This is a genomic window from Drouetiella sp., from assembly GCF_059504425.1.
In genome coordinates, this window is record NZ_JCACIN010000015.1 from 63,128 (window position 1) to 81,330 (window position 18,203).

Below are 18,203 nucleotides of genomic sequence, written 5' to 3' on the forward strand. Positions count from 1 at the left end.
GAGGGAGTAGGGAGTAGAACGTGGGATAGGCTAATAGCGCTCCCAATAGGGCTGAAAGCCTCGCCGTCTCAGTAGATTGACGCGAATTTGTTCAGCGCGATCGCTCCATCTGGAGTCGGTTTTTTGGAGCGCCTGAAATCTTGCTAGGGCAGCGATCGGCTGATCTTGGGCGAGCTTGAGTTCTGCCAAGATACGCTGGACATCGGTGTCGGCACGGAGGGATAGCACCTGGGTGTAAAGCCGCTCGGCTTCAGCAAAGCGTTTTTGCTGAAAGCGCACGCCGCCTAACGCCGACAGCGCATCAGGATTGTCAGGCTGCATGGTCAAAATGTCTTCGTAAGCTTGGCTTGCCAACGGCAAATTGCCCAGCCTTTGCGCCAGATCGCCCTGGATAAAGGTGGCACCCATTCGATCGGGGTTGGTTACTAGAAGCTGTGTAACATGTGCCTGGGCTTTTGCCGGATCGCGAGACGCCCAAAGCTGCACCCAGCGCAGATTAACGCCGATATTATTAGGATCGATCGCCAGCAGACGCTCATAGAGTTTCTCTCGCTGTGGGTCGGCGGGTAGTGCTCCTACCAATAGAAAGAGTTCTGAGGGCGGTTCAGCGCGATCGTTCAATCCTTCCAGAACAGCTTCAGCCTCAGCCTTAGAAGTTTTTTGCAGCTGATAGGCAACCCCCGCCTGACCGAGCTGACTCGGTAAATCTTGCGGATTTTCAGTGACTAGCCTGTCGTAAATGCTGAGAGCCGCTTCAGGTTTGCCCTGCGCCAGCTGAATCCCGGCAAGTCCGCGTAGAGCATCCCGCGTCACCGGATCTCCCAAATTCCGATCGACTAGCTTCTGGTAGCGCTGGGCGCTAGCATCCAGGTTGCCCTGCTGACGCTCAATTTCGGCAAACAAGAAGTCTGTTGCCGGATCTTTTGTGCCGATTGGGGTTGCGCCATAAAGGGTCAGAGCTTTGCTTGCCGCCTCCCGATCGCCCTGCTGAAGCGCTATTTGAGCAATCCGAAAGTTGAAGAACGGCACCGCAGATCCTTCCTGCAAAGCCGATTGAAACAGCGGCAAAAATTCAGGCTGAGGCGGGTCAAGGCGCAGTAACGCTAGAGCCAGAGAACGGCGATCGCCAGAGCGAGTCGGCAATGTGCCTAGCACCTGCTGCAACTGTTGCTGAAGCTCAGGTTTAGAGATTTGTCCAAGCTGCTGCTGAAGCACCCACTGCTTCACCCAAGCGCTCTGGTTTTGCGGCTGCTGTGCTGTGACTTTTTCGTAGAGGGGCAGCGCCTCCGGCTGGGCAGAAGGATCATCGCTGAATACATCTGCAATTTCAGTAATCAGACTGGTCGAAGGATTGGGAGTCTGCTGTAACACCTGGCGATAGAGATCGATCGCACCTTTATAAAGATCTGCATCCTGCGCCTGCCGACCTATGCTGCTTAGGGCACGGGCTAGCGGCAGTAAAGTCTCTGGGCGATCGCGTAGCGGATCGAGTAGCGTTAGCGCCTGTTCAATTTGATAATTTCCGGCATAGGCAGAGGCAAGCGTGGCGCGGATTTGAACGTCGTCTGGCGAAGTCTGCAAGCGGGGCTGCAAAACCTGAATGGCGCGATCGGGGCTACCCGTTTCTTGCAGAGACAGTGCGTAAGCAGTCACAGCAGAATTAGGAATCGCTTTTCCGGTGGCGAGATAGCGATCGAATAAAGTCAGGCTTTCTAGATAATCGCCGCTGTAGGCATAGATTTGTGCCGCGCCTAAAACGACTTCAGGGGTAGGGCGCGTGAGCAGGATTTGGTAATCGGCGATCGCCTCAGAAAATTCGCCCTGATAGCCGTAGAGCAGTGCCCGTTGTGTTCTGGCAGCAGTGTCACCGGGCGTGATGTCTAGGAGCGTCGTCAGTGCCGTAATGCCGCGCGGCTGCCATTCTGGACGGTAGCCACCCAACTGCCCAACTGCGGTGAGCGCCTGCCGATTGCGCGGATCTTGGGCTAACACCTGCTGGTAGGCTTGCCATGCATTTGCGTCCTGTCCGGCACGCTGGTAGGCGATCGCCAGCCCCAGCTTTGCCTCCAGCGACTGTGGTTGACTTTGCAAGGTCTGCCGAAAAGCAGCGATTGCGTCATTCACCCAGCCTCGATTCAGCAGCGTGTAACCCTCAGAAACCTGGGCTGGGGCTGGCGTGGCGCTACCGACGATCGCTAGTCCCATAATCACCAGTTTTACAATCGCTAAACCCGTCGCAGAACCCGTCAACCGTCTCCAATTCTGATTCATAGCTCCCCAATTACCTCTGCTCGCTTGTTTATTCCTGCGCCTTGACCCTGCGCCTTGACCCTGCGCCTTGACCCTGCGCCCTTACCTAATGTCAAAATCCGCTCTTAGCCGAATACCCAGCACGGTGTCTGAAAACCCATCGCGCTGCTGAAAGGTTGCACCCGCCCGAAAATTGGGCGATACTCGAAAGTCGTAAAACACTTCCAGCACATCCGGAATTTTGTCGCCGCGATCCTGCCGCAGAGCGTCGTTAGAGAGTTCCCGCCCGTAGCCCAGCCCCAGGCGATCGTCTGGCAGAAACAGATCGAGCAGGTTTACGCCAAAGCTGTAGGTGTCGCCACCGCGATCGAGTTCCTGGTTTTCGTAATGTCCATAGCGTCCAAACAGCCCCAGATTCAGCTCTGGGATAAACACCTCAGCATTGATGCCAAAAGCCTCTTCCCGATCGCCTGACCGTAACCCAAACTGGCTATTGCCTCTCGAAAACTGAAAGATTTCCTGAAACCCGTCTCGCTGTCCAGCATCGCGATCGTTAGCGTAGGTGCCGCGCACGACAACGTTACCCAGCCTCAGACCAATCTCTCCAGCAAATCCATCGATCGCAAAGTCTCCCAAGTCACGGCTAGACGAAAAGGCGGCGGCTTTCAGGTTAAGCGCATCCGTCACATCCCAATTCAGCAGCGCCCCCGGACGAGAGCCAATCCCGGTGGCGGCTAGCGCCGGATTGGTCTGAAAGACGGGATTGAAAAAGTGCGTGACCGAATCTTTGGCAAAGCTGTTGCGATCGAAATAGGAGGTCAAATCGATCATGCCTGCGGTAAAGCGCAGATTGCTCAATCGCGCAGGGGACAGCGTGAAATAAAGCTCATTTAGATCTAGATTCACGTCATCGGAAGAGTCACTAAAACCGTCTCCTGTCACCAGATCGATTGTGGTTCCAAACAGCAAATTGGGCGTTACCGCATAAACTCCTGAAGCCCTTAATCGCCCAGATGACTGACCATCCTGCAAGATGTAGGCAGACTGAATATGTACTAGCGGCGTACCCAGCAGATTGCCTTGAGTTTCTTCTGTGGCGTTGGCATCCCGTGTATCTGCAAGATATTGGATATCTGGGTCATGCTCTGTTGAAGCTTGAGCAGGCGTAGAGGATACAGGCGCTGTGGAATTTAGAGCGATCGCCGATGAAAACTCTAGGACCATGTTTGACGCAGACGGTTCCGCAGCGGCTCCTGCAACCGCTGCGGTCGAATCAATAGGCGCTGTTAAATGGATAGGCGGTAGCTTGACCGTGGAGGCTTTCAGGGTTTGTGAACGGGTCAGGTGAGATAGCTCTGCGACATCTAGCAACGGCTGAATGCCCTGTTGGATACTTGGTTGGATACTTGGCTGAATACCTAGCTGGATATCTACCTTTGTCGATTCAAGAGACGGATTATCAGATTGATCAAGAGACTGGTTTGATGACGGAGTAGGAACAGGGCGATCGCCATTTTCTAGGACTTCTGCCTGAGCAGCTTGTACTTTTAATCCGCAGTCTATTCCGATCGCCAGAACAGTGGAGAGAATCCCAGCCAAAATCAGAGAACTTAGCTGAGTATGTTGATTTGAGTGAAAAATGCGGCTTTTAGCGCCAGCTTGTCGATGCATCTTTACTTACCCGATGTTCTGAAAATTTCTAATTCGAGATGCACCTGATGAACTGCAAGCGATTGCAGGAGTCTAATTCAGAACTGAACGTCAGCACTGCGTTTTGATGTTTAACAGCAGTTCAGGAAAAACAAATCTCGATCGCTGTCAATTAACCAGTAGTCAAAAGCTGATCCTCAAGACCTAATAGTTATCTAACGCTCTTGGCTCGTATTACAAATTTAGGTAGATGCGCTCAGGATAGAATGCCAATCTGACAGATTTCGATGCCTTTTAATTACGGATGCATCTGCTCGTAGATACACTGAAATCACACCCAAATAGATGTAAAAACAACTACAGAATTAAAAAAGAAACTGCTATTGCTTTGAAACTTTTTTGCTAGGCAATACGATAGATCTATCTTGAATAAAGCTAGATACACTCTATCTTTTTAGCTTTACGTTATCTAACCCTGATTAATTTCTGTTGACACCTGAGGCTCTTTCCACAGGTTTTGTAGAATGAGATGTCTAGAAATCTGCCAAGCGCAAATAGTAGTGCGACGATACATTTTTCGGCGATCGCTTTTTCCCTAAAGGACTTTAGAGAAGCGCGATGTGGCTCAATTCTATACGCATATTCTAGGAGTCTCTTAAAAAACTATGGGGAATTCTAGGATTTTGTGTAAAGGAAATACAAATTTTAAGACTCATAGCCCACTAGGCAGTCGAGCGAATAGCGGCAGTGCTGAGGATACAAGCCAAATTTTAGGTCGCGGATAATCAACTGATAGCTTGTGAAAAGGGTCAAAAGAGCCTTGATCAATGAAATGATACAAGACCATTGATTTGAAAATGAGAAAATCTAGGTAAAACTCCGGATCAGGCAATCTAAGTTTGAAGATTGGAAAAAGCACTTGTTAGATCATTAAAGCAACTCAATGTCAAAACGAGTTCATTTTGTAATGCACCACGACAATAGATTCTCTTAAAGCCATAGAAAAATGCTGTTTTAGAGTATTGTGAATCACATTTCTACAATTTCTCTTTCACCAAATACTTAACATAATCTTGTGGTAAAAAATGCACTTTTGCTCATAGCTTCTTTACGCTTTTAAGGAACATCTTTATTGATTTTCGAGATTACCGATCGCAAAAATTGATAAGCTTAATAAGCATTGAGCTAAATTAGAAAATTGAACTTCGGCGTAAGTCTTAGCTCAGATTTTCTAGAGATTTTATCTACCTTTCAATCTTTTTAAATTAGTGAATGGTGAGCGATATAAGCTGTTTGGAGCCTGTTTAAGTAATCTCTATATGCAATTTGAACGCGATCGCATCTTCATTTTCCTAATATCTAATAGATCGGAAACTCACCCATAGAATCTGGTAACGGTCAGCTTCTAAAGCAAGCTTGCCTTCTGCCGAAGCATGAGTGCATGACAGGTTGATCAGTTTTTAGACTCTGGTTTTCAAGCTTTCATGTCAATAATTTCCGCGCTAAGCCCTACTCTGATTGCCTATCCCCCTAAACTGAGCCGGAGCATCCAATGAATACCATCTCCATGGGCGCGTATAGACCCTCCCAGAAACTGCATCCGCTAAGCCTACTTGCCCAACTCACTAGCCGTCAAACTAGCGGATGCCTACAAGTTTCCAGTGGAACCGTGACTTGGTCACTTTATCTAGAGCATGGCAAGCTGATCTATGTTTCCAACACGGTGGATTCATTTGGACGGCTCGATCGCCAGCTCCGTCGCCTTAGTACTCAGGTTCCTAGCCTGATTAGCGCAGTTCGTGTTCAGCTACGGCTATTGTTCGAGAATTCACCCAGCCGCTTACCTCATGGTCGAGACTATGAGGCTATTTGCTGGCTAGTAGAACAGCAGCATCTTACTTCAGCACAGGCTGCAAGGCTGATTGAAGACCTCGCCAAGGAAGTTCTAGAGTCTTTTCTTCTGGCTCAAATGGGCAGCTATGAGGTGATTGAACAGGATCTATTGATTGGATTGCCTCGGTTATGCCAGCTTGATGCACGTCCATTGGTGGAATATTGCCAGAACCATTTGCGGCGGAGACATCTCTCTGGGCAAGCGTCTGTGGCAGGTGAGCAGCCGCGAATCTTAAGCCAAAACGGAGTACATCCATCTACTGAGCAAAAAGTTGAGCAGAGAGCCGAGCAGAGAATTGAGCAAAAATCTCAGCCTCCTACCTCTGCCTACAAAAGCACTCAATCTTCTATCAGCAACAGTTCACCCAAACTTGAGCCGCCCGCTCCTACGGCTGCCAAATCGACCTATACGATCGCCTGTATTGATGACAGCCCTACCGTACTGCAAGCCATCAAGTCTTTCCTGGATGACAAATGCTTTGCGGTCATTGCCATTAGCGACCCAATCAAAGCGCTGATGCAGGTCATTCGGAGTAAACCTGATCTCATTTTGTTAGATGTCACGATGCCTAACTTAGATGGCTATGAACTGTGTTCGCTGCTGCGCAAACATCCCAACTTTAGGCACACGCCGATCGTTATGGTAACGGGTAATACCGGATTTATCGATCGCGCCAAAGCCAAGCTGGTTGGTGCTTCAGGCTATTTAACTAAACCCTTCACACAGCCTGACTTGATTAAAGTTGTGTTCAAGCATTTAACTTAGGCATTTAACTTAGGCATTTAACTTAGGTATTTGACTTAGGCATTTAACCTAAGCCAACAAAAAAGTTGCTGATTTTTCATAAAACACGCCTATCTGAAGATCAGAAATCTCTTAAGTGAGAATCTTCCGGATATCAATATTCGTCGGCGAAATAAGTAGTTGATCTAAAGGAAAGTAAGGATGAGTACAACGCTCATGGGAACGATTTTGGTGGTAGAAGACACGCCTTCTGAAATGGAGTTGATGAGCTACTACCTCAGAGAAAGCGGCTACTTTGTGATTAACGCAATCAGCGCTAGAGAAGCCTTGAGCAAAGCCATTGAACAGCAGCCAGATGTCATCATTACCGACGTAGTCATGCCTGGAATGAGTGGATTTGAGCTATGTCGTAGCCTTAAAAAACATCCCATCATTAAAAAAGTTCCAATCATTATTTGTACTTCAAAAAATCAAGAAATCGATCGCCTCTGGGGAATGAAGCAGGGAGCAGATGCATATATTACAAAACCTTTTACACGCGAGCAGCTGGTGCGCGTTGTGAAATCCGTAGAAGGATAAACCTAAAACCATGTCTATGAATCCATCTGCACTTTCTCTGCCAGGGATGCGATCGCCAAAAGCCCCAGGAGAGTCGTATTTGAAATTTCATCTGAATCGGCAAATTCCTGCCGTTTTTTCAATGCGTCATGTGCAGGAAGCGATCATTTTGCCGTCTCGTCGGCTGACCCCCATGCCCAATATGCCCGCTTCCATGATGGGTTTGATGAACCGTCGCAGCCGCGTAATTTGGGTCGTAGACTTGGCGCAGCTTTTGGGGCTTTCGATGCTAGATGCCAGCAGCACTCAGCAATACACGCTGATTCTAATTCAGGTGGGTGCTGTGCCTTTGGGATTAGCCGTCCATCAGGTTGAAGGCATCACCCGTCTAGAACCCAGTGCGATTCAATCTCCTATCGGGCAAGTGACCGCATCTCTCGTGCCCTATCTGCGCGGCTGTGTGCTTCAGCGGCAGTCTGAGAAACAAGAGATTCTTTTGGTACTGGATGGCGAAGCGATCGCCCACTCTTCAATTCTCCGTAGCCCCTAGCTTACCCAGACTACTGATTTAACCCAGCCTGTTTAGCCTGCCTTCCTTCCACCCGAATCATTTGCGCTGCGAGGCATTTTCGCCATGACGACCCAACCCCGCCCAGTTTCTACCAAATCCGATCGCTTTGAAGAGAATAGCCCTTCAGAATCATTTACAGATTCTAGCCGCAGACCGCTTTCCCAGCAAAGTATGCCAACTTCTCCTATCTCAACCGTCAAGTCCAAGGACTCGCCCTTGAACTGGTTTCATTCCATGCCAGTGCGTCAAAAGCAGCTTTTGGCGCTGTTTGCCTCAGAAGCGCTTTCAGCTGTTGGGTTAGTAGGAGCAGGTTCCTGGCTCATTGTCAGAGGAGGACAAGAACAGCTGGTCAACCAGGCAAAGGCTGAAGTTGCCGTCACTAAAGTCACCTACGACATTAAGGTGAATCAGATGGGCTTCGGCTTTCGAGGGCAGTCTGACAACACTGCCATTGTACAGGCAGCAAAAGACTATGCAGCAGGGCGATCGGTTTCTCCAGACCTACGCGCTAGAGTGAAAGCCATTTTGGCAAACGAAGTTACCGCGCGTAACATTGAATATGCCACGCTGGTGGGGCCAGATCTGCGAATCATTTCTAGTGCCAATGCTGAACGAATTGGGGATAGATTTGACCCAGATGGGTTGGTGGGAACGGTCTTAAGCAATCCACGCCAGGTTAAAGCCAACTCCATTGTCAATTGGTCAGAGCTAAAGAAAGAATCACCGCCTTTGCCAGAGGGCTTTAGCGGTCAGGATGCTTTGATTCGATACACTGTGACTCCGGTAAAAGATACGGAAACGGGAACGGTAATAGGAACCCTGGTATCAGGTGATATTGTCAACGACAAAAAGCCGATTGTTGAAGGAACGCTCGAAGCCTTTAACAACGGCTACAGCGCGGTTTATCAACGCCAGCCCAACGGGGAATTTGTGCTATCCACTTCCTTAGACTTGGCAGAAGCCGATCGCGGAGGGGTTGCCGACCTTCAGCAGGCAAAAGCAGGCGTGGCGCTGCCCGCTGATTCAGATCTGCTGAAACGAGCTGCAGAAGCTAAGGGTCAGGCTGTCACCGATCGCATTACCCTAGGCAATCAAACCTACACCGTAGCGGCTCAGGCGCTCAATAATTTCAAAGGACAGCCGGTAGCCCTGTTGGTGCGAGGATCTTCTGAAGCGTCCCTCAACGCCGCCTTACAGCAGAGTTTACTACTTCAGCTGGCGCTCGCCGCAATTGCCATTGCTGCCGATATTGGTCTATCTATTGTGTTAGGGCGTTCGGTCGCGACTCCGATTGAAATGCTAGGAAGAGTCACTCGCAAGTTTACCAAGGGCGATCGCCAGGTGAGAGCCGAGGTTTTTGCCAACGATGAAGTGGGTCAATTGGCGATCGCTTTCAATGAAATGGCAGATAACGTCGTCACTTCCGAGGCAGTGCTGAAAGAACAGTATCGTCGTCAAGAACTTCTAGCTAACCGGGCGCAGCTTCTCACTGAAGTCACTCTGCGAATTCGTCAGAGCATGAATGCAGAAGAGATTTTGAGGACTTCAGTGGAAGGGGTGCGATCGATATTGAAGGTCGATCGTGTGCTGATCTACAGATTCACGCCTGACTTCAAGGGGGGAGAGATCACCGCTGAGTCAGTAGATGAGGGCTGGATCAAGGCATTGGGACAGACGATCTATGATCCGCTGGTGCCTGGATCGATTGAACGCTTCAAGAGCGGCAGAATTTCGACGATGGAAAATTTAGATGAATCTAACATTTCCCGCTGCCACTGCGAAATTTTGGAGCGGCTAGAGGTGAAAGCCAATATGGTTGCACCGATTATTACTGGCGATGATTTGGTGGGTTTGCTCTGCGTTCATCAGTGTTCTGGCCCACGGGTTTGGGAGCCAGAAGAACTCGACTTGATGCAGCAGTTATCTACTCAGGTGGGCTATGCCCTAACTCAGGCAACCCTACTTCAGCAGCAGCAGACGATCGCCCGACAAGAGCAGCAAGCCAACTATATCGTCTCGCGGATGCGGCAGTCTCTAGACCAGCAGCAAATCTTTGATACGGTGACGCAAGATTTACGAGATTCTCTCGGTGCCGATCGCGTTGCCGTCTATTGGTTCAATCCGCAATGGGAAGGCACATTTGTTTCTGAATCTGTCGATCGTCTTTATCCCCCGGCCCTAGGCGCAAAAATTGGCGATCCCTGCTTTGCCGAAAAATACGTGGAGCAATATCGCCTGGGTCGCGTTAAAGCCACCGAAAACATCTACGAATCTGGCTTAACGCCCTGTCATATTGGTCAGCTTGAACCCTTCAAGGTCAAGGCAAATATTGTTACCCCCATTCTGGTGAAGAACGAGCTGGTGGGTTTATTGATCGCCCATCAATGTTCGGCACCGCGCAAGTGGAAAGAAGCAGAAATTTCCTTGCTGCGGCAGGTGGCCGTGCAGCTCGGATTTGCCCTGGAGCAGGCAAGCCTATTTGCACAGCGCGAACAGGCTCAATTAGAGGCAGAAGCCCTGTCGGAAGAACAGCGTGTTCAGCGAGAGTCTTTACAAATGCAGCTGATTAACCTGCTGAGCGATGTGGAAGGGGCGACTCGCGGCGATCTAACCGTCCGAGCAGATGTGACGGCAGGAGAAATTGGTACGGTTGCCGATTTCTTTAACTCGATCGTGGAAAGCCTGCGGCAAATTGTCACGAAGGTTAAAGAGTCGGCAGTGAAGGTGAACCTGTCGCTGGGCGAAAACGAGAGCGCAATTCAACGACTGACCGATGAAGCCCTGAAGCAGGTGGAAGAAACAAACCGAACGCTGGATTCTGTGGAGCAAATGACGCGATCGATGGAGGCGGTTGCCGTTAGCGCCCGTCAGGCGGCGGATGTGGCACGCACGGCTTCAACCACTGCCGAGAAGGGCGGCGCGGCAATGGATCTAACCGTACGCAATATCCTGGGGCTGCGGGAAACGGTGGGCGAAACGGCTAAAAAAGTGAAGCGCTTGGGTGAATCGTCGCAGCAAATCTCTAGAGTGGTGTCGTTGATTAACCAGATTGCCATGCAAACGAACCTGCTGGCGATTAACGCGGGCATTGAGGCGGCTCGCGCAGGTGAAGAAGGACAAGGTTTTGCAGTAGTTGCCGAAGAAGTGGGCGAACTGGCGGCGCGATCGGCGGCTGCAACTCAGGAAATTGAGAAGCTGGTGGACACGATTCAGCGGGAAACCAGTCAGGTGGTAGAAGCGATGGAGCAAAGCACGGCTCAGGTCGTAGAAGGGACGCACTTGGTAGAGGATGCTAAGCTCAGCCTCAATCAAATTATGGATGTGTCTCGCCAAATTGATGTGCTGGTGCAGTCGATTTCTGAAGCCACCGTATCGCAGGTGGAAACATCTGGGGTTGTCACTGATCTGATGAAGCAAATTGCCAAAATTTCTGAGCAAACTTCCCAGTCTTCTCGCCAAGTCTCGATCGCCCTTCGACAAACGGTTGAAGTCTCACAAGAGCTACAGGATTCTGTAGGCGAGTTTGAAGTTGGAACGGATATTTAATATCTGATATTTATCCCCATGATCGCTTTATTCCCCATTCCTGAATCTCCCAATCTACCGAGCCGCACTTATGACACAGAATAAGGAACTCGAAATTCAGCTTCAGTTTCTCGACGAAGCTCAAGAGTATCTTGGGGCACTGGAAACCGCGCTGTTGGGTTTAGCAAGCAGCGGTGTGGATATCGATCGCATCAACGCAGCGCTACGGGCAGCTCACTCCATTAAAGGCGGGGCAGGCATGATGGGGTTTCAGACCTTGAGCGCTATGGCGCACCGTCTAGAAGACTCCTTTAAGGTGTTAAAAATTCAGCGCCATACAATCGAGATAGATGGAGATCTGGAAGGACTGTTGCTAACGGGTGTGGACTGTTTACGGCAGGTGATTGAGTGCGATCGCGCCACGCTTTCTACGCTCTCGTCTACCACTCAGTCACCTGATTATCAAGGCGTGAATCCCCAGTGGCTCGATCAATATGCCAACCCGATCTTTGAGCAGCTTCACGACAGGTTGGGTGATCCGGAAGCGGAAGATGCCAACTCCATGCTGTCGCCTGAAGAGGGTCAGGATGTCATTCCGATGCTGTTTCAGACCGAGGTAGAAGGCTGTTTGGAGCGGCTAGAATCGGTAATGGCAGAGCATTCTCCCTGTTTGCGAGAAGAGGTAGACATTCTGGCACAGGAGCTAGGCGGCTTAGGGGAAATGTTGCAGTTGCCCGCCTTCACAGAGCTGTGCGGCTCAGTATCACAGCAGATTACGGCTGCATCCGCCGATCGCCTTGAGGAAGTTGCGGCTCTAGCCTTGCAGATGTGGCGGCGATCGCAAGCGCTGGTTCTGACGGGAAATCTGGAAGCTCTGCCCCGATTGCTGGATATTGCGCCAGATACTAATTTTGATGCTGCACCAGACACTGCACCAGACACAATATTTGAACAGACTGAGACAAATGGTGAAATTGCTGCGTCTTGGTCTGATTTTGATTTGTTTGAAGGTCTAACAGGTGCAGAGGATTGGACGAGTGCAGAGAACTGGACAGATGTAGAAGATTGGGCAAGCGCGGCAGACTCGGTGACTTCAGATTCGGCGACTTCTGAGACGGCGGCTTCTGAGGCGGCGACTTCTGAGACGGCGACTTCTGAAACTCAATCTATACCACTAGAAGAACCGTTCTCCATTTCGATCGATGCGCTGGCGGAACCAGAGTCGGCTGAAACTATTACCGTGCGATCGGTTCGCTCCACTCATAGAAAAGCAGCCAGACAAAACACCGAATTCCAGGTTCCAGAAATCACGTTAGATCCCAACACTCTTAAAGACTCACCTGAGAATTCAGTACGGGTTCCGAGCAAGCAGCTCGACCAATTAAGTGACCTATTTGGAGAACTGACGATCGAACGTAATGGACTCGATTTGCACCTGAAGCGCCTACGCAATTTAGTGCAAATGCTCACCCAACGAGTCCAAACTTTAGACCGCTCTAATGCACAGTTGCGAAACTCCTACGATCGCGTTTCCATGCAATCAAGCTTTGGGCTGCCTGTCCTAGGTTTTGGTGCAACTCCACAAGCGCGCCTACTTATCGGATCAGATGAATCTCGCCTGGATGAAGCCTACAGCGCCAATCTGGGTAAATTCGATACTCTAGAAATGGATCGGTACAACGAACATCACCTGATGTCTCAAGAGGTGATGGAAACGATCGTTCAGATCCAGGAAGTCAGCAGCGATATTGAAATCAGTCTGGAGGACACGGAACAAACCTCACGGGAGCTAAGAAAAACCTCACGCCAGCTCCGTGCCAAGCTCACCCAAGTGCGGATGCGCCCTCTCACCGACATTACCGATCGCTTCCCCAGAGCCATCCGCGAACTGTCGCTTCAGCATGGCAAGCCTGTCCAGATTCAGATCCATGGAGCCAACACCCTGGTCGATCGCAATATTCTGGAAGCCCTCAGCGATCCGCTGATGCACCTATTGCGCAACGCCTTTGATCATGGAATTGAGGATGCTCAAACCCGTAGCGATCGCGGCAAGCCAGAGCAGGGTTTGATCGAAATTCGGGCGCTGCACCGCAACAACCGTACGATCATTACCCTGCGCGACGATGGCGGCGGCATTCCTTTGGACAAGGTGCGAGCCAAAGCGCGGCAAATGGGATTAGACGAGGTGCTGCTAACTGCGGCTACGGATGAAGAATTGCTGTCGCTCATCTTTGAACCTGGATTCAGCACCAGTGATCAAGTGACGGCTCTGTCCGGTCGCGGTGTCGGCATGGATGTGGTGCGCGATCGCCTCCGCCAAATTCAAGGCGAAATTAAGGTAGATACCCAGCCCGGTTTGGGCACCACTTTTACCCTGTCTGTCCCCTTCACTCTGTCGGTGGCGCGGGTGCTAATTGCCGAAAGTCACGGAATGCTGATGGCGTTTCCGATTGACGCGATCGAAGAAATGCTGCTGCTACCCCCAGAGCAGGTGATTACCACCGCAGGCAACGAAGCCTTTACCTGGGAAGACACGATGGTACAGCTCATTCGCCTGTCGCAGTGGCTAGAGTTCCGGCGCGCCTACCAGCCCGAAGGATTGGAAACTCAGGCAAGTATCAATGTCCCAACCGTATTGCTGCTGACGCAAGGCAGTCAGTTGGTCGGATTACAAATCGATCGAAATTGGGGTGAGCAGGAAGTTGCTATTCGCAAGGTAGAGGGCGGTCTGCCTATGCCAGCCGGATTTTCTAACTGCACGATTCTGGGCGACGGGCGAGTGGTTCCCCTCGTCAACGTGCCAGAACTCCTCCACTGGATTGCAAGCTGCGAACGATCTCAAGTCGATGCTGTCCGGTTGCCCAATGCCCATGCCCTACCTGCTGCTCTATTGCCCTCTGAAGCGGTTTATGGCGATCGCCAGCCCACGGTGCTGGTGATTGATGACTCGATCAACGTGCGGCGTTTGCTGGCTCTGACCTTAGAAAAAGCGGGCTATCAGGTGGCACAAGCCAAAGACGGACAAGATGCCCTCGATAAGCTGAGCGCTGGACTGCAAGTTCAAGTTGTGATCTGCGATATCGAAATGCCCCGACTCGACGGCTACGGCTTTTTGGCAAAAGTCAAAGCCAGCCCGCCTTTAGAACGCATCCCGATCGCCATGTTGACTTCCCGCAGCGGCGAAAAACACCGCCAGCTTGCCATGAGCCTAGGGGCAAGTGCCTACTTTTCCAAGCCGTACAACGAGCAGGCGTTACTGCAAACTCTAGAAAGTCTGGTTGAGTTAGAAGCTGCCATTTAGAGCTGATCATTTCAAAAGTAAATACGCCAGATCACTCATAAAACCCGGCAATACTTAGCTTCTAGCTTCTAAGCTTCCAAAATCTAAAATCTAAAATCCAAAATCATCCCCATGCCTTCTTCCCTTTCGCGCCGTTTAGCCAATCGTCGGGCGGAAGCCACCCAGAAGCTGGTTGTCTTTAGCATTCACCAGACGGGGTTTACGCTGCCGATTCAGGCGATCGAAAAAGTGATCCCGCTAGGAGAACTTTATGGCGCACCCAATGGGCAGGGATTAAGATTTACCCATTACAAAGATCAGCAAATTTTAGTCATAGATGCTCAACAGCGGATTTTTGGTATTCAACAGCAGGAAGTCAAACTCATCTCATCACAGCCAGCCGTTGATTCACCCTCTGCGCAGATCGTATCGCCTGATAACCTAGATTCCCCTAACAACCTAGATTCCCATAACAACCTAGATTTCAGGGCAAGCGCTCCGGCTTATCTGTTGATTATTCAAGATAGTCAAGGAGATTTTGTCGGTATCCCCTTATATTCTCAGCCTAGCCTAAGACGCGTTCCCCTTTCTGCCTTCAAGCCTTTGCCGTCAGCCTATTTAGCAGGCGGAAAAATTCGCTGTGTTAGTGCTCTAGTGGTTATCCCAGAAGAACCGCCCCTGTTCTTATTAAATCTTGATCAGTTGCTAAAAGTGGAAACGCGATCGCTCCCTTCTACGTTCTAAACTCATGAACTAAGCCCATGAACTTCCAGTCCCTCATTACCCTTCTTGCAGTCTCAGCAGCTTTGCTGCCTATGGCAATTCGCATGACCGAGGTTTTCTCTCGCTCCACACCGCAGCCCAGCTCAGCTCAGCCAGTCATGACGGCTAGACCCAAGGCTAAAACCGCGCCTGATGGATTGGCGGGTAGAGCTGCCATTGAGCATCTCAATCGTGTCGATCGCTGCATCAAATGCGATTTGAGTGGTGCAAACTTAAGTTACGCCGACTTCAGCCGAGCTGAACTGACACAAGCCAATCTCAGTCAGGCAAAATTAGCCCAAACTAAGTTAGTTAACACCGTGTTGCATCAGGCAAATTTGCAGAGCGCTAATTTAGTGAAAGCTCAGCTCAATGGAGCCGATTTGAAACAGGCAAACCTGCAAAATGCCGATCTGAGTCGGGCTGAACTCATCAACACCAGCCTCTCTGAAGCAAATTTGACGGACGCTACGCTAGCTAAAGCAGAGCTACGAGAAGCTGACCTTACTTTTGCCAAACTAATCCGCGCTAATCTCCAACATGCCAGCCTTTATGGAACGCTACTGCAACATGCCGACCTTAGCGGTGCCGATTTAAGCGGCGCAGACTTACGCTATGCCAACCTGTCTGAAGCCAGCTTGGATGGGGCAAATCTTACCGATGCTCGGATTGATTTCGCCGTTATGCCCCAAGGACAAACCTATACCGGGCAGCCCCGGTATTGAGGCGCTGATGATTGCGTGGCGTTTATTTTCCTAAGAGACGATCGAGCGACACTTCAAGATCCTGGAAAGCGAGGGGGCTAATCCATCCACTCGTCAGAGTTTGTTTAGAGGCATATATTCCATCTTCTGGAAAACGAAAAACGATGAGCTGCATCTTACGAAGATTGACGACCCAGTACTCCTGAATGCCAGCCTCAGCGTAGATTTTAGCTTTGTCTTCTAGGTCTTTCGTCAGGCTGGAATTGGAAAACTCGATCAGCCAGAAGATATTTTCTGGATAGGGGTGATGCTCTAAGTAAATCGCTCCAAGCGGCTCAACGATCGACAAATCTGGTTCGGGTTCAGATTGATTAGGTAGCGTGATGGGCTTAGCCTCTCGGACTCTTGCCCGATCGCCCAGTAAATTTCTTAGATAGTGAGCAGATTCATCACTATAGTAAGAATGAGGCGTTCCTTCGAGAGCCATTTCAACAATTTCTCCATGTAGCAGTTCGACGCGACGATCGATAAAGAGTCCCGCATCAACCATTCGGTGATAGTCGTCTAACGTCCACTTAATTTGAGTAACCATAAAGGGGTGCTCCGTGACTCTTTTAAAAAAATCATATCCAGATTGAGCACTGCCATAGCTTTACGGTACTGATGATGCCGCTCTCTACATTACTCAATACGATCGCTACATTACTCAATACGATCGCAATCGTACTAAAAAACACCGTCATGTTACCCAGTTCGATCAGCGTATTACTCACAAACATCGGCGTGTTACTCAGTTCGATGGCGATGTTACTCAACACCACCCGCACGTTGATGATAGATCTGCTGATCCTATTAGGATCTCACTGATGAAACAGCACCGTTAACAGCGGCACGAGGGCAACCCATAGTCCCAATAGCGAAATTCGATTGTCCAGTTCAGCCGATTCAGAGGGCAGCAGCAGGGCATCAATGCGCTCCTCCAGTCGATTCAAGGGCGCAGCAGCACTAAAAGCAGCGCAAAAATCGGCAGCGCTCAGCGGCGTTTCTTTGACCGTCAGCAGCAAAGATTCCGCTAAGAGCAGCGGATCGATCGCTTGAGCTGCCCAGCGATCGGCACGAAGTTCGCGTAGCAAAAGCAGCTCTTGCCACAGGGCTTCGGTGTTAGGAAGCCAAACGGTGAAATGCCTGAGCCAGCCCATCCAGAAAAACCAGAAAGTGTCTCGGTAGTAAGCATGGGCGCGTTCGTGGGTGAGGACTGCTTCTAGCTGCTCCGGGGTGAGGCGATCGAGCAAGCCTTGACTCACCACTAATTGAGAGTTCCAGAAACCAATCTGTGCGGCAAACAGATGAGAGGTCGCGACTACATGCCCGATCGCAATGTCCTGACCCAGAACTGGATAGCTTTGCACTGGATAGCTGTGAACGTGGCGGAGCGATCGCCATCCCTGCCATCCCAGCCGCAGCAGTAACCCGATTGCAGTTGCCAAAAAGCTGAGCGCCAGCAGATAGCCAATCCATCCGGCAGGCAAGCCCAACATTTGCCCCTGAGTGCCCATACACATCACTGCTACTGCTGTCGTCAGCAACAGCAAAGGCGGCAGCAGAAAAGCAATCAGGGTACGCTGCCAGCGATCGCTCCACTCTGCCGATCGCCACCAGAGAAAGCGCGTCAAGCCTGAAATCACGATTGCCAGCAAAATGAGCGTCAGATGCATTTTTACTTCTCCCTGGCTTCACGGGCGATTTTCAGGCGTTGAGCGATCGCCTCCAACTTATCAGCGCTAGCATGATCTAGCTCATTGGCAAATGCGGCAACCACATCAGGATTGCCGATCGCCAAAAACTTCTGGAGCCGATCGTGTGCTTGCAACACCTGAGCCTCTTCACGAGAGATCAAAGGCTGCCATCGAAAGGCGCGATCCTCTTTGTCACAAGCTACCCAGCCTTTGTTGCCCAAACGACGCAGCACGGTCGTGACCGAAGCATAGGCAAGCTCCCGATTGGGATCAGCAAGAATGCGATCGTGAACCTCTTTAACGGTGGCAGAACCGAGCGTCCAAAGAATCTCCAGGATCTCAGTTTCTAACGCTCCCAAGGACAGCTTGGGCGAAGGATGGGGCAGAGGGGACATGAAATTCGCATAAAGTTCACACAAGCAGTTTAGCGCGGAGTCCGGCGACTGAATACTGGCGACTGAATACTGGCGACTGAATATAGCGCTACGCACATACGTTAGGACACTCTTTAAAGGCAGCATCAACGCAA

At 50.5% G+C, this 18,203-nt stretch carries 13 protein-coding genes; 7 read left to right on the forward strand and 6 right to left on the reverse strand.

Features of this window, described 5'->3' with window-relative positions; all coding sequences use genetic code 11:
- Nucleotides 1-30 precede the first annotated feature (30 nt).
- Nucleotides 31-2,271, reverse strand: coding sequence for a tetratricopeptide repeat protein (locus AC5JMP_RS03240; RefSeq protein WP_495849987.1), 2,241 nt, complete (start codon nucleotides 2,269-2,271; stop codon nucleotides 31-33).
- 81 nt (nucleotides 2,272-2,352) lie between these two features.
- Entirely contained in the window at nucleotides 2,353-3,921 is a 1,569-nt protein-coding gene (locus AC5JMP_RS03245) for a carbohydrate porin (RefSeq protein ID WP_495849988.1), read from the reverse strand.
- Between the two features lie 1,531 nt (nucleotides 3,922-5,452).
- Between AC5JMP_RS03245 and AC5JMP_RS03250 the strand changes: the two genes are divergently transcribed.
- The 7 genes from AC5JMP_RS03250 to AC5JMP_RS03280 all read left to right on the forward strand — a co-directional run bounded on the left by AC5JMP_RS03250 (nucleotide 5,453) and on the right by AC5JMP_RS03280 (nucleotide 15,959).
- Nucleotides 5,453-6,559 (forward strand): response regulator, encoded by a 1,107-nt coding sequence (locus tag AC5JMP_RS03250; RefSeq protein ID WP_495849989.1) that lies wholly within the window; start codon nucleotides 5,453-5,455, stop codon nucleotides 6,557-6,559.
- Between the two features lie 180 nt (nucleotides 6,560-6,739).
- Nucleotides 6,740-7,117 carry a response regulator transcription factor gene (locus tag AC5JMP_RS03255; RefSeq protein ID WP_495849990.1) on the forward strand — a complete coding sequence of 126 codons (378 nt, stop codon included), beginning with the start codon at nucleotides 6,740-6,742 and terminating at the stop codon, nucleotides 7,115-7,117.
- 10 nt (nucleotides 7,118-7,127) lie between these two features.
- The gene (locus tag AC5JMP_RS03260) at nucleotides 7,128-7,646 is read left to right on the forward strand and encodes a chemotaxis protein CheW (protein ID WP_495849991.1); all 519 of its coding nucleotides are present in this window, start codon (nucleotides 7,128-7,130) and stop codon (nucleotides 7,644-7,646) included.
- 84 nt (nucleotides 7,647-7,730) lie between these two features.
- Entirely contained in the window at nucleotides 7,731-11,213 is a 3,483-nt protein-coding gene (locus AC5JMP_RS03265) for a GAF domain-containing protein (RefSeq protein WP_495849992.1), read from the forward strand.
- A 70-nt stretch (nucleotides 11,214-11,283) separates the two neighbouring features.
- Entirely contained in the window at nucleotides 11,284-14,493 is a 3,210-nt protein-coding gene (locus AC5JMP_RS03270; RefSeq protein ID WP_495849993.1) for a response regulator, read from the forward strand.
- 111 nt (nucleotides 14,494-14,604) lie between these two features.
- Nucleotides 14,605-15,216: a chemotaxis protein CheW gene (locus AC5JMP_RS03275; protein WP_495849994.1), complete on the forward strand. Its 612-nt coding sequence runs from the start codon at nucleotides 14,605-14,607 to the stop codon at nucleotides 15,214-15,216.
- Between the two features lie 17 nt (nucleotides 15,217-15,233).
- Complete coding sequence (locus AC5JMP_RS03280) at nucleotides 15,234-15,959, forward strand: pentapeptide repeat-containing protein (RefSeq protein WP_495849995.1); 726 nt, start codon at nucleotides 15,234-15,236, stop codon at nucleotides 15,957-15,959.
- 22 nt (nucleotides 15,960-15,981) lie between these two features.
- Here the strand turns inward: AC5JMP_RS03280 and AC5JMP_RS03285 are convergent, their stop codons facing one another.
- Genes AC5JMP_RS03285 through AC5JMP_RS03300 form a run of 4 tightly spaced genes read right to left on the reverse strand, consistent with a single transcriptional unit; the run spans nucleotide 15,982 to nucleotide 18,069 of the window.
- The gene (locus AC5JMP_RS03285; protein ID WP_495849996.1) at nucleotides 15,982-16,530 is read right to left on the reverse strand and encodes a Uma2 family endonuclease; all 549 of its coding nucleotides are present in this window, start codon (nucleotides 16,528-16,530) and stop codon (nucleotides 15,982-15,984) included.
- A gap of 31 nt (nucleotides 16,531-16,561) precedes the next feature.
- Entirely contained in the window at nucleotides 16,562-16,756 is a 195-nt protein-coding gene (locus tag AC5JMP_RS03290) for a hypothetical protein (protein WP_495849997.1), read from the reverse strand.
- A 42-nt stretch (nucleotides 16,757-16,798) separates the two neighbouring features.
- On the reverse strand, nucleotides 16,799-17,653 hold the full coding sequence (locus AC5JMP_RS03295) for a M56 family metallopeptidase (protein WP_495849998.1): 855 nt from the start codon (nucleotides 17,651-17,653) through the stop codon (nucleotides 16,799-16,801).
- A 2-nt stretch (nucleotides 17,654-17,655) separates the two neighbouring features.
- Complete coding sequence (locus AC5JMP_RS03300) at nucleotides 17,656-18,069, reverse strand: BlaI/MecI/CopY family transcriptional regulator (protein ID WP_495850002.1); 414 nt, start codon at nucleotides 18,067-18,069, stop codon at nucleotides 17,656-17,658.
- Nucleotides 18,070-18,203 lie beyond the last annotated feature (134 nt).